Source organism: Flavobacterium omnivorum, assembly GCF_900099915.1.
Lineage (GTDB): Bacteria > Bacteroidota > Bacteroidia > Flavobacteriales > Flavobacteriaceae > Flavobacterium > Flavobacterium omnivorum.
The window spans coordinates 61,765-75,115 of record NZ_FNDB01000001.1 but is presented as its reverse complement, the minus strand read 5'-3'; the positions used below and the strand labels follow the sequence as shown (position 1 = coordinate 75,115).

The 13,351-nt window shown below is 33.7% G+C and carries 11 protein-coding genes; 5 read left to right on the top strand and 6 right to left on the bottom strand.

Going from position 1 to position 13,351, the window contains the following annotated elements; all coding sequences use genetic code 11:
• The first annotated feature begins 2 nt into the window (after positions 1–2).
• The 4 genes from BLS90_RS00355 (at position 3) to BLS90_RS00340 (ending at position 3,714) form a co-directional block, all read left to right on the top strand.
• Complete coding sequence (locus BLS90_RS00355; RefSeq protein WP_091253642.1) at positions 3–743, top strand: ribonuclease III family protein; 741 nt, start codon at positions 3–5, stop codon at positions 741–743.
• 114 nt (positions 744–857) lie between these two features.
• Positions 858–1,346, top strand: coding sequence for an IPExxxVDY family protein (locus BLS90_RS00350; protein WP_091253638.1), 489 nt, complete (start codon positions 858–860; stop codon positions 1,344–1,346).
• Positions 1,347–1,351: 5 nt separating this feature from the next.
• A complete protein-coding gene (gene pyk, locus BLS90_RS00345) occupies positions 1,352–2,782 on the top strand; it encodes a pyruvate kinase (RefSeq protein ID WP_091253635.1) in 1,431 nt (476 codons plus the stop codon).
• A gap of 161 nt (positions 2,783–2,943) precedes the next feature.
• Positions 2,944–3,714: a Bax inhibitor-1/YccA family protein gene (locus tag BLS90_RS00340; RefSeq protein ID WP_091253631.1), complete on the top strand. Its 771-nt coding sequence runs from the start codon at positions 2,944–2,946 to the stop codon at positions 3,712–3,714.
• 139 nt (positions 3,715–3,853) lie between these two features.
• Here the strand turns inward: BLS90_RS00340 and BLS90_RS00335 are convergent, their stop codons facing one another.
• From BLS90_RS00335 to BLS90_RS00325, 3 genes are all read right to left on the bottom strand, one after another.
• Positions 3,854–4,369, bottom strand: coding sequence for a PAS domain-containing protein (locus BLS90_RS00335; RefSeq protein ID WP_091253629.1), 516 nt, complete (start codon positions 4,367–4,369; stop codon positions 3,854–3,856).
• A 94-nt stretch (positions 4,370–4,463) separates the two neighbouring features.
• Entirely contained in the window at positions 4,464–5,537 is a 1,074-nt protein-coding gene (dinB, locus tag BLS90_RS00330; protein WP_091253625.1) for a DNA polymerase IV, read from the bottom strand.
• A gap of 405 nt (positions 5,538–5,942) precedes the next feature.
• Entirely contained in the window at positions 5,943–8,033 is a 2,091-nt protein-coding gene (locus BLS90_RS00325; protein ID WP_091253622.1) for a recombinase, read from the bottom strand.
• Positions 8,034–8,452: 419 nt separating this feature from the next.
• Here BLS90_RS00325 and BLS90_RS00320 point away from each other — a divergent pair, with 419 nt between their 5' ends.
• Positions 8,453–8,920 carry a CYTH domain-containing protein gene (locus BLS90_RS00320; RefSeq protein WP_091253619.1) on the top strand — a complete coding sequence of 156 codons (468 nt, stop codon included), beginning with the start codon at positions 8,453–8,455 and terminating at the stop codon, positions 8,918–8,920.
• Here BLS90_RS00320 and BLS90_RS00315 read toward each other — a convergent pair whose 3' ends face one another.
• The 3 genes from BLS90_RS00315 to BLS90_RS00305 form a co-directional block, all read right to left on the bottom strand.
• Positions 8,921–9,403 carry a septal ring lytic transglycosylase RlpA family protein gene (locus BLS90_RS00315; RefSeq protein ID WP_091253616.1) on the bottom strand — a complete coding sequence of 161 codons (483 nt, stop codon included), beginning with the start codon at positions 9,401–9,403 and terminating at the stop codon, positions 8,921–8,923.
• Positions 9,404–9,487: 84 nt separating this feature from the next.
• Positions 9,488–9,922, bottom strand: coding sequence for a hypothetical protein (locus BLS90_RS00310; protein ID WP_091254586.1), 435 nt, complete (start codon positions 9,920–9,922; stop codon positions 9,488–9,490).
• A 95-nt stretch (positions 9,923–10,017) separates the two neighbouring features.
• Positions 10,018–13,311 (bottom strand): TonB-dependent receptor, encoded by a 3,294-nt coding sequence (locus BLS90_RS00305; RefSeq protein ID WP_091253612.1) that lies wholly within the window; start codon positions 13,309–13,311, stop codon positions 10,018–10,020.
• Between the last annotated feature and the right edge of the window lie 40 nt (positions 13,312–13,351).

Genomic DNA, 13,351 nt, shown 5'->3' with positions numbered 1-13,351 from the left:
AGATGCGTATAATCAGAAAAATATTTTCAAAATCCCGTTCTACAGAAGACGGGATTTTTTTTGATTCTATTCAAAAAATTTTAGGATTTGCTCCTGTAAATCTTGATTGTTACAAAAAAGCATTTACCCATCGCTCCTCAAATCGTTTGGATACATTAGGCAATCCTATTAATTATGAACGGTTAGAATTTCTGGGTGACGCCATGTTAAGCTCTGTTATTGCTGCTCATTTATTCAATAAAGCCCCAGCAGGTGATGAAGGTTATCTTACTAAAATGCGCTCCAAGATTGTAAGCAGAGAACATTTAAACGAACTAGGAAAAGATCTTAATTTAGTCCAATATATCGAAAGTAAAGTGCCACTTCAGCATTTTGGCGAAAACATTCATGGCAATATTTTTGAATCATTAGTGGGAGCCATATACCTAGACCGTGGTTACGTTTATTGCGAAAAATTCATTCAAAAGAGAGTCATAATTCCTTACGTAGATATCGCAAGACTCGAAGGAAAAGTAATCAGCTATAAAAGCTTAGTTATAGAATGGTGTCAAAAAGAGAAAAAAATATTTCATTTTGATATTTTCGAAGACAACGCCATCGATGGACAACGCTTGTTTGGTGTAAAACTGAGCATCGATGATAAAGTAATTGCGAAAGCCAGAGCGACTTCAAAAAAGAAAGCAGAAGAAAAAGCATCACAACGTGCTTATTTTGCATTTCAAGAAAAAATGGATAGAAAATAATTTCAATATTCTTAAAACTATAACGTTATCGTTCATAAATTAACAAAAACATCCTCCCTCAAGAGTCTAATACTTCGATAGAAATACTATATTTACATCTTATTTTTTCATAAAATGGCTATTCATAAACTGGATCTTGGCGAATTTGACGAAATAGATTACTATCTTTTTGCAATTCATACTTCATTAGAAGACTATCGATTGGCCTTTTTTATTAATCAAAAATTGCCAGTGAATCTTAGTAAAAGTGAAAATGAAATTCAGATTACTATAAAAGAAGGACAAACAAATTTTTCCAGATTTTATTATAATGATCAAGAAAGTAGCATTTCCTGGAATTTAATTCAGAATAAAAATGAAGTACTCCAATTTAATAAAGGAGTCACGCACAATCTATTTTCAAATGTGACTCTAGAAGTAGCAACAAAAGTTTTTTTACTTCCTGAATTTAAAAAAGTAGATTATTTTTTGAAAATTGAAAAGAACAACGATGCTATGGACATATCCAATATACAACTCCTATTAAATACCATAGACAGCATATCCGCAGTTTATTTAGTAGAAACCAATCAAATAAAATCTAAAAACAATTTAATTTTTTAATACAAATGCTTACAAACAAAAAAACTAAAATTGTAGCCACACTTGGGCCCGCTTGTAGTACAAGAGAAATCATAAAAGACATGATTGACGCAGGTGTAAATGTGTTCCGAGTAAATTTTTCACATGCTGACTACGAAGATGTAAAAGAAAAGATAAACCTTATAAGAGGTTTAAATGAAGAGTTTGGTTATACCACTGCTATCCTTGGCGATTTACAAGGTCCTAAACTTCGCGTTGGAGTAATGGAAGAAGGTGTTGTAGTGCAAGATGGAGATTTAATTACCTTTACGACCGCCGAAGACATCCTTGGTACGGCCAAAAAAGTTTTCATGAAATATAAGAACTTTCCAAATGATGTAAATCCTGGCGAAAGAATCTTACTTGATGACGGTAAACTTATCTTTGAAATTGTGGAAACTGATAAAAAATCAGAAGTTATTGCACGAGTAATTCAAGGTGGTGAATTGAAATCTAAAAAAGGAGTTAACTTACCTAATACTAAAATATCTCTCCCTGCAATGACTGAGAAAGATATTGCAGATGCAATATTTGCCATTGAACAACATGTCGATTGGATTGCATTGTCATTTGTAAAAACACCAGAAGACTTACAAGACTTGCAGGAATTAATTGCCAAACATTCGGACTATAAAATTCCAATCATTGCCAAAATCGAAATGCCTGAAGCACTAGAAAATATCGACAAAATTGTTGCTTACTGCGATGGTTTGATGGTAGCACGTGGTGATTTAGGTGTGGAACTTCCTGCTCATGAAGTACCTTTAGTACAGAAAGAACTAATTCGCAGAGCCAAAACTGCTCGTATACCTGTAATTGTTGCCACGCAGATGATGGAAACAATGATTACAAGCTTGACACCTACACGTGCCGAAGTAAATGACGTAGCGAACTCCGTTATGGATGGTGCTGATGCAGTAATGCTTTCAGGAGAGACTGCAACCGGTAATTATCCAGTTCAGGTAATCCAAAAAATGACACAAATTATCGAAGCAGTTGAGGATTCTCCACTTATTCAAGTGCCACAAAACACTCCACAAATAAAAACAAAACGATTTATTACTAAAACGATTTGTCATCACGCAGCCACTATGGCAAATGTGATTAAAGCAAAAGCCATTTGTACATTGACGAATAGTGGGTATACCGCTTTTCAAATTTCAGCTTGGAGACCAAATGCACATATTTTAGTTTTTACCTCCAATAAAAGAATCCTAACCCAACTTAATCTACTTTGGGGAGTGAAATCTTTTATTTACAATAAAGATGAAAGTACAGATGATACTGTTACTGATGTTAACGAAATTGTAAAAGAAAAAGGATTTGTTAAAAAAGGAGATTTTCTTATTAATTTAGCAGCAATGCCAATTAAGGATAAAGGAATGGTTAATACTTTAAGAGTTTCAGAAATAGAATAGATTATCCGTTTATGCAAGCTATCTTAAAACCGTCTCGCTAATGCAGCAAGACGGTTTTTTAATTGCATCAAATACCGCTCTTTGGCAAAAAAATTAAGAACAATTAAACACTCTTGTGCAAAATAAAATTTATATTTGACTAACAAAAAATCACTGTATTTATGAATTTTAGTTCTAAAAATCCATTTTTAAACAATAAAACTTTTTCGACTGCCGTTTCTAAAAAAGACCAAGTACATCAAGCCACTATTATCGATTATAATGACGAGATGACGCTATCAGGAACTATAAATAGAAGTTTAATTTTATTCTTACTACTCACAGCTTCTGCAACCGTAATTTGGTGGATGACATTTAATGGAATGAATCCAATAACTCCAGCAATTGGAGGTGCCGTCATGGGATTAGTTTTAGTTCTCATTGCTGCTTTCAAACCACACTACTCCCCTTATCTTGCTCCTGGTTATGCCTTGTTCGAAGGTTTATTTATTGGTGGAATTTCAGCAATATTTGAAGCAAAGTTTCCTGGAATCGTGATTCAAGCCGTTGGTGCAACATTTGTAACTTTTATGGTTTGCCTAGTATTGTATAAATATAAAATTGTTAAAGTAACCGAACAATTCAAATCAGTCGTTGTGGCTGCAACTCTTGCCATTGCAACTTACTACTTAATTTCTTGGGTTTTTTCAATGTTTAGCAGTTTTACGCCTGTGCATTATGGGAACTCACTGATGAGTATTGGAATCAGTATTTTTGTAATCGTGATCGCTGCTTTAAACTTATTCTTAGATTTTGATCGCATTGAAAAAGGAGCTGAACAAAAAATGCCAAAATACATGGAATGGTATAGTGCTATGGGTTTGATGATAACATTAGTTTGGCTGTACATCGAATTTTTAAGACTGCTTTCTAAACTGAATAGCAGAAACTAACGCATTCTTACAGAATTTTAAAAAAGAAAACCCTTTACAGAATGAACATGCCCCAAAAAGTTAGCTACTAATTGGGGCATTTTTTATGGAAAGAAAAATACAGAATGACTAAGCACTTAAATTAAAAAGGGTCGTTGTATTATGCTGCTTTTTCAAAAGCGATATAATGCCTTAATTCACCCTTACTATTGAAAACGGGGAATCCTTTTATCAAACAAACATAAACCTCCCCATTCTTTTTATAATTCATAACCGTTTTTTCAAAAGGCTGCTGGTGTAATATTGCCTTACGAATTTCACTCGAGGTAATCTGATTTGTCGCTTCTCCTTGAAACATTTTTGGACTTTTACCCAGAACTTCTTTTGCAGTATATCCATTCATTGTCTCCATGTTATGTGATGCAAAAACAATTTTTAACGTCACATCCGTTACTACAATTACCTCCTCTTTGAGGCTGTTTTTAAGATCCCAATTATTTTGAGCCCATTTATTTTGTAACGCAATTGCATTCAATTTATTCAAATCTGCAAAAAAGTTTTTTATTACACACACAAAATCATTGTGAAAATCCCAAGAATATACAGGCACAGTCTTAATACTTAAACTATTGTGATACAATGCAATAGCGTCTTCGTATTGTCTAAAATTACTCATGATACATTGATTTAATGGTCAAATGTAATTTTATTTTCAATAATAAGATAATACTTTTCAAACTTTAACCCTTGTTGAACGCGCTGTGTATCAATTAGAAATCAAATTTTAACTGTACCACTACGAATTTCTTTTGCTCTGTATTCAAATTACTCACTGAAATACCAAGCAATCGCACAGAATCCTTCATTCGTTCTTGATACAAAAGCTCGCTTACAATTTCTAATAGTAACGTTTTATCCGAGATAAAATAAGGCAGCGTTTTACTTCGGGTTTGCTGTGAAAAGTCGCTATATTTTATTTTTAAAGTTATTGTTTTACCGGCAACATTGTGTTTTTTTAATCTTTTCTCTAGGGAATTCGCTATATTCTCTAATTTCTCCATCATAAAAATTTCCGAAGAAAGATTAACATCAAAAGTATGCTCTGCGGCCACTGATTTAGTAATTCGATTTGATTTAACCTCACTGTTGTGAATGCCTCTTACCACATTGTAATAGAAATTACCAGATTTACCAAAGTGTTTCTCTAAAAAATCTAAGGACTTGTTTTTTAACTCCAATCCTGTAAAAATACCCAGCTGGTACATTTTTTCAGTTGTAACTTTCCCTACACCGTGAAATTTCCTGATGGCCAGTTCCTCTAAAAAAGAAACAACCTCTTCTGGATTAACTGTTTTTTGACCATTCGGTTTGTTGTAATCACTGGCAATTTTAGCCACAAACTTATTAACTGATATTCCAGCCGAAGCGGTTAAACCGACTTCATCAAAAATCCGTTGCCTGATTTCCCGTGCCAATAAGGTTGCGCTTGGATTTCCTTTTTTATTTATAGTTACATCTAAGTAAGCTTCATCAAGCGATAAGGGCTCCACAAGATCCGTATACTCATAAAATATTTTTTGAATCTTGCTAGATATCTGCTTGTACCTGTCGAATCGTGGTGGAACAAAGATAAGATCAGGACAATTTTTTTTAGCCATTACTCCGCTGATAGCACTATGAACTCCAAATTTCCTAGCCTCATAACTTGCTGCAGCAACGACTCCACGGTTTTCTGAACCTCCAACAGCAATGGGTTTTCCGCGCAAGGCCGGATTGTCCATTTGCTCAACTGAAGCATAGAAAGCATCCATGTCAACGTGTATAATTTTTCTGTTTGGAATCATTTTGTCCAGCGAAACTATTTAAATCAGAATTAAAATATTTATTTTTCTTGAATACCGAAAGACTTTTAAAAAAAGATTCTTAAACGCAATTTGCCTCAAGATTGGCAAATTTACAACATAAATTATGTAGACGTATTTGTTAACAAATAGTTTACTGTAATCAAATTTATGATTTTGATTTAAAGCACCTTATTTCTCTTTATACTAACAACACGAGTAACGCTTGCATCTGCAACAAATCACACAACTACACACGGATCGTACATTGAGATACAAAATCCAATAATCCTTAATGAATCTCTAGAAACAAATCCTACTTGAATTATTATTTATTAATCAATAGTATCGTGCCGTAAAGATTTTCAGTACAAATCAACCACTCTTTCCGAATTCTTTTTTAAAATATCAATGTTCATTCGCCTTGCCATCTGATGTCAAATAATTGACAATAACATCTGACTTCTTTTTATTTTCTGTTGGAAAAAAGAAACTAATAGGCCTATGTTTAAAATGATTCCAGATCGAAGCAGCTATGAACCGCAATTCAAATAACGAAATGGCTCGAGAACGTAGCGCCAATCCCAACGAAAGACTAAAACTAACTATAAAATTTACAACACCAATCACTCCAATCCCAAAAATACCCCAAAATAACATCGCATTGCTTACTTGATAATTTGCTCCATACAACCCTAAGGCAAGATTACCACTGACAAAAGTAATGTGCCTAATATCAAGATTCAAACCCAAAAACAAACCTACTGAAGCGGTACTTCCCATAAAAACACCAAACCAAAAATTAGAAATAATTCCAGCTCCTTTTTTTTCATATAGTTGCGCTAATTTTAAAGTACGCGATTTCCCTAAACTTCTTTTTAGAATGGGATGTTCCGTTATCCGGAAAAAAACCTGATTGTGCTTATCCCTGTTAGCAACACTTCCTGAAATAATCCCAGACAAAAACAGAAAAACTCCAGCAATTGCTGCATGAAAAATGGCTGGTGAATGAATGGGACTAATATCTGTAAGCAACGTTTCCCATTTAGTTGCGGCAATATTATATTGCATTGTGTAATCTATAAGCCAGATTCCCAGTAAGGAGACAGGAAAAGCCATAATTACATTTCCCACAAAAGCGATAAACTGAGAACGAAATACTCGTGCAAATAAAATAGCAAAAGCTTTGTACTTTTCAGCATCTCTTCCCTGCTTCAATACACCCTCTTCTAGTGCTTTAATCAAAGCGGCAGCAGTCATTGCTGGCTGCTTAGTCGCCAAGGTAAAGCCCAACAGATAAATTGCTATAAAACCAAAAGCATAATTCATACTGTAAATAAAGGCATGTCCAAAAAAACTGGTATCGGCCTTAGAAAGCAACACTTTTATAATACACAAAATCCCTACAATGAAACCACCTCCTAGCGCTGTTTTGAACATTTTAAAATATTCCTTACGCCCTTCTGTAATATAATGTTCCCCAGTTTTAGCCGTATGTTGTGTGATCTCATATGAAATCAATTGCGTACTTTCTGCTACAAATTTTCGAACATTATTTTTGTAGCAATTAAACTTTATTAGTCGCGAAGCTAACATGATCCCATTGTTCTTTTTATCTTTCTCGCTATCTACTATCAGTAATGAAATTAAAAATTTAAGTCGCTCTAATTGCTGTCTAATTTTTAATAAATTCTGGTTTACCCTAAGTGATATACCGTATTTGGAGCTGTTATGAAATGCTTTCTCCACAAATTCTTCGCATTGCTTGTGCAGCACTAATAATTGGGCATAGGACAAATCATCTGAAGTAATGTAATGCCTATCAGAAATTCTAATTCGCTCTTCCAACAAAAACAATTCCTTTTCAAAAGCAGAAAATGGACTTTCGAGATCATCAAATTCCGGCACCATTTTGATTACATCCGTTTCCATTGCGCGACCACTGATGCGTTGTGTAATTAAATGCATTGCAACTAATAACTCTGACAACATAGAATCAGGTGCTGCGCTGTCATAAATCGACCTGAATTTCAAAATGTCGTAAACTTCTCCTAATTGCTTCAATGGAATTTGGTTAATCCAAATCCCATCATTGGCAAGATAAAAAACCTGATTCAGCACATATTCTAAAGTATCAATCTGTGGCTGATAAGGCAAGAACTTAGCGAAGATTCTCTTTTTTACTTCAAAAATAAAATCTACATCTTGCAAAATAGCAGCATCAGAAAGAATTTTATTAAATTTCCTATCTTTTAAAATCTCTTTGAGGTAGATAGAAAACTGTTTCCTACAAGCATAATTTTCTTTTAAAAAAGAAATAATTTCTTGTAAATCTACCTTTTGTCCCTTTTTGACTTTTAAAGGGCGTATCAGACGAATTAATTCAATTAAAGGTTCCAAGCTGTCGTTTGTGTCGCGCCAAGATTGTGCTTCACCAAAAAATTCAGTTAAAAGTCCTGCAATAGTGGCCTTAGGCTTAGCTTTGAAAAATACCTTCATTTTTTTAGTTCAATTTTTGTAAAAATACAAATAGGCCAAACAAATTCAGCGAACTTATTCATAAAAAATTGATACGTATGGGCAAAAAAGAAAATAAATACGCTTACTTTTTAAAAATGTCTTCTCTTATATTTTCTAGATCACAATTATAGTGCTGCAAAACCTTAGTAAATGAAACGCAACTTCGCATCTACAAACTAAGTAGCACTTCGTTTGCAGTAAAAAGATAGAAACCGACTAAAGTCAAAATATTTAATACCTTTGAATTCTGAGATTAGAAACAATAACAAAGAAAATCTTCCAATACTAAAACTGTTTTTTAAATAGAAAAAAGGATATCAGGAAATGACTGTTCCAGCGAATAAACTTACTATTGCTGACGAAATCAACAATCACAAGCGGTAAAAAATTAAAACGATATGATTGAAATAGAAAGAAAGTTTTTAGTTAAAAATGAATCGTTCAAGGCAGTTGCTTATGCTCAGCATCATATTGCGCAAGGGTACTTGAGTTCAGTTCCTGAACGTACGGTTCGAATTCGCATCAAAGGCGACAAAGGATTCCTGACTATAAAAGGAAATTCAAATAAAACAGGCATGTCCAGATTTGAATGGGAAAAAGAAATCCCTATTACTGAAGCTAAAGCATTACTACTATTATGTGAAGAAGGCGTCATTGAGAAAACCCGTTTTGAAATAAAATCCGGGAATCACACTTTTGAAGTAGACGAGTTTTATGGTAAAAATAAAGGGTTGATCGTTGCAGAAATCGAACTAAAAACTGAGACGGATTCTTTTTATAAACCAGAATGGCTTGGTGCTGAAGTAACCGATGATATCCGTTATTACAATGCTCATTTAAGCAAAATTCCCTTCCAGAAATGGTAATTAATTATTCAACACTTCAATAGTTACCAACATTCCCCCACTGCCTCTATTGGAAGTAATATCCATAAATGCTCGCTTTGAGAGGTCAATTTCCCTAGACTTTACAAAAGGTCCTCTATCTGTGATTTCCACAACTACCCATTTTCCATTTTTTTCATTAGTGACTCTAACTTTTGTCCCAAAAGGAAGTTTTTTATGTGCGGCCGTATATTTGTTATTGTCAAATTTTGCCCCACTAGTAGTGCGTCTTCCGTTAAATTTATCTGCGTAATAAGAAGCATGGGCTGCTTTTTTGAAAGGCTTAAAAACGCCTAAAACTGCTACTAAAGAATCCATTTTTTTTTCCTCAATTTCAATTGCCTTTTTACTCTTTTTAATGGAGTCTTTTTGAATTGAAGCTTTTTGCTTATTTGTAACAGCACTTTGACTACTTACTAAGCTAATAACTGCCAGTAAAAAAAATAAAGTAATTGATTTTTTCATATATCTTGTGTTAGTTAAACCTATTTTACAAAAACCATACCTAGAAAAAAAAAGCTCTATTTCTAGAGCTTTTTTTTAGGTTTTTTATAACCATATTTTCCATGGGATTCTACTCAATATAAGTAATAATCCCAAGCCATATAAAATAGAAAAGGTTTTAAATTTTGACTCACTAGTCATCAATTTTTTATGTTTAGACCAACCTATAGTGATTAACGCAATAGCAATAATATTGATTAACGGATGCTCGAGTGCTAACAATCGGCTTTCCGTTGTTAAACCTCCCATTCCAACCGCTTTTATCATATTTAATCCGTTAGGAGAAACAAAATATAAAATGATACCCACTAAAAATTGAATGTGAATTGCAATCAAAGCAAACAAGGCAATTTTTCGATCTTTGGAAAAAAATTCTTTTTTAGAAAACATTCCAATTAAGGAATTTACCACCGCAACCACCAATACTAAAAGAGCCAAATAAGCCCAGCCAGAATGGAATTTTTGAATAAAATCGTACATATTTATTGTTTTTGTTTTAACAAATATAATAAAAAAAGGCATAAAAAAACCACGTCTCTCAACGTGGTTTTTAAAATATTCAAAATCTTAAAATATTATTTTCCAAAAATATATCTCAAAGTAAATTGTGCTTGCCAAACATCAAATGTTGAAGCATTTTTTTGAAAAGTATCTTTAATTAAAACTCTTGTTCCATTAGCTTCTACTTGAGTTGCTAATTGATAAAAAGGTACATTCGTAGTTGTTGTTCTATAATTTAAAACATTAGCATTTGTAACTCTTTGTGTAACACCCCAATCTTTATTAATGAAATTAGTAAAGTTTAAGATATCAGCTCTAAATTGGAAGCTATTCTTTTTACCAGCTATTGTGATATAAAAATCTTGTGTTGCTGATAAATCTAATCTATGTAGCATAGGTAAAACTCCTCCGTTTCTTTCAGCATACTGCCCTCTTCTTGTAGAAAGATATTTGTCTTGACTAATATAAGCGTCGTAAGCAGCTTGTTGCTGTGCTTCCGTATACACCGTTGTAACTGTCCCATTTCTTACTGAAAGTGATTGAAAACGAATTTCGCTTGCATTATTAGGAACATAAATCAAGTCGTTATTGTTGACTCTGTCTCCATTCATATCACCTCCATAAGAGTACGAAAATGGCCCAGATTGTTCTCCAATATATCCTAAGTTGATTGATGTAGCTGCTCCTACATTTTTACCATATTCGATTTTATAACCTACAATACCTACTAATCTATGTGGTGTATTGTTATTAGACAATGCTAAAGGCAAATCATTATTTCCATTTACAGATCTAGCGCCTGTCCATGAACCAGAAGCAATCGAACCAGGAGATAATAAATCATTTGCAGTTGAATGCGTGTAGGCGAAAGATCCCCAAAGACCTTTTTTGTAAGGATACTCTAATTTAAAAGTTGTAGAATAGAACGTTCCTTTATCAGTATTAGATAAAACTACTGCACTAGAAACATTATCATTTACACGAACCCCTGCATCAGTACGAGCGTATCTTGGTCTGTTATCTGGACCACTAAACGTTCCAACAGGAGCATCAAAGTTTGCATTGTAATAGTTAATTGCATTTATGTTTCTTTGAAATATCCCTTCAATTGTTCCTACAAAACCGAAAGGAAGTTTTTGATCAACAGCTATGTTTGTTTTCCAAACTTGAGGAAACTTAAATTTTTTATCTGAAAAAGCCAATTCAAATGTAGTAGGAAGAGTTGGAGTATCTGGAATAAAATAATCATTAGGATTAGGAGTAAAACCATATCCTCCCGCTGCCAATGCAGTACCACTAACGTCTACAAAACCTGTAAGTACCCCATTATTTCCAATAGCGTTAGATAAAAAAACCGAAGGAGCTCTTCCAGTAAACACACCACTACCTCCACGAAGTAATGTACTTGCGTCACCATTTAAGTCTAAGTTAAAACCAACTCTAGGCTCAAATAAATATTGTGTGTCAGGCATATCACCCGTATTGAACTTTTGTCCTTGTCCAAAAGTTAAAGCCGTAACAGCAGGGTTTTCAAGCGCTGTATCAGCAAACCAAACTGCTGAAGCACGTAATCCAACTGTTAATTTGAATCGGTCACTCAATTTCATTTCATCTTGCGTGTATAAATCTAATTTATTCGATTTAAATATTTGCAATGGCTCTTGTGCACCAGGCAATGCAGAATATCTAAATTGGAAACGTGCAGGAAGTGCAGTAGTTGATGGCAATCCTCCAGTACTAGCAGATTGATTAGCCGCTGCATAAAAATCAGTTAGTGAATTAAAAATATAAACACCATTTGATCCAGAGAAAAACAAGTTACTTGATTTGAAGTACTCAAAGTTAGCACCAAATAATAAAGAATGCTTTCCTATGGTTTTCGTCAAATTATTTGTAAAGTGCAAAGTGGAATACGAAAGTTTATTTCCTTGAGTAAACGGATCTAAACCAGCAGAAATATAAGTATTTGAACCGTTTAAGATATCAATTGTCGGAAACAAACCACCACCTTGTAACGCTCTGTCTTCAATTTGCTTATCATAACCTGCAATGAAATTATTGTACCAAGAATTGCTTAATTTACTATTCAATTCTAAAACAGCAGATCTTGTATTATCTTGAATCACATAACCACTGTTCTTGAATGACATCGCATTTATATTTGTTCTCCTGTTACCATTCCCTAAAGAAAAAGAGTTTGAAGTTAATTCGTCAGAACTTGAATCGTGGAACACATAACGAGCTGTCAATTGATGATTGTCATTAATATTCCAGTCAAGTCTTGCTAGGAATTTTTTAGAAATTCTTTCAGAATCATAATTTTCCCACGGTCCAGTTGTGTAATTAAATTTATCTTGCAAAAAAGTAGAAAGTGTTTGCATTTCAGTAAAAGTAGGTGCCGAAACCTGACCACTTGCTTGTGGTGAACCTGTAGATGTCCAAGTAGTAGCCGGGCTTATATTTTCTATGGTTTCAACATTACCAAAAAAGAATAATTTATCTTTAATGATTGGTGCTCCAATTCTGGCTCCCCAAATTTTTTCTTCAAATTTCCCTGGAACGACTGTTACATCTCCTGCTTTACTACCTATGAAGTCTTTTTTGTTACTTCGGAATGAGTTGTACACAGATCCTTCAACTTCATTTGTTCCACTTTTTGTAACGGCATTTATTCCAGATCCTAAAAATCCAGATTGACGTACATCATAAGGAGCTATACTTACTTGTAATTGTTCGATAGCATCTAAAGAGATTGCTGTAGAACCTGTTCTACCTCCTGCTTGTGAATCACTACCTAAACCAAAACCATTATTGAATACAGAACCATCAATAGTAAAGTTATTTAATCTTGAATCCTGTCCTCCAAAAGTACCATTACTACCCGCATTGGCATTGTACTTGGTGATTGAATTTATTGAACGTGCACCTGTTACTGGCACCGCCGTTATTTCTCTATTAGAAAATTGTTGAGAAGCTCCGGTTCTTCCTTTATTGAAATTACCTTTTGATTTTGTAGAAACAATCACTTCACTTAAAGCATTTGATTCTTCTTCTACAACAACATTTACAGTTAAGTTATTACCTAAAGGAGCATTAATATCTGTAATTTCTGTTGTTTTGTAACCAACGTAAGTTACCTTAACTGTATAAGGTCCTCCTGGTCTAATTCCTTGAACTGCATACCCTCCATTACCATCCGTAGTGGAATAGTACTTAGTTCCTGTTGGCTTGTGAACAACCTCAACCGAAGCTCCCGGAAGAGTTTCTCCAGCATTTGATTTAACAGTACCAGACATAGCAGAACTAGTAACCTGCGAATGACCTACAACTGATAAAAAAATAATCAAAATAAAAATAATTCTTTTCATTTTTGTTTTTTGTTTAGTTTAAAAATATTTGGCAAAATTA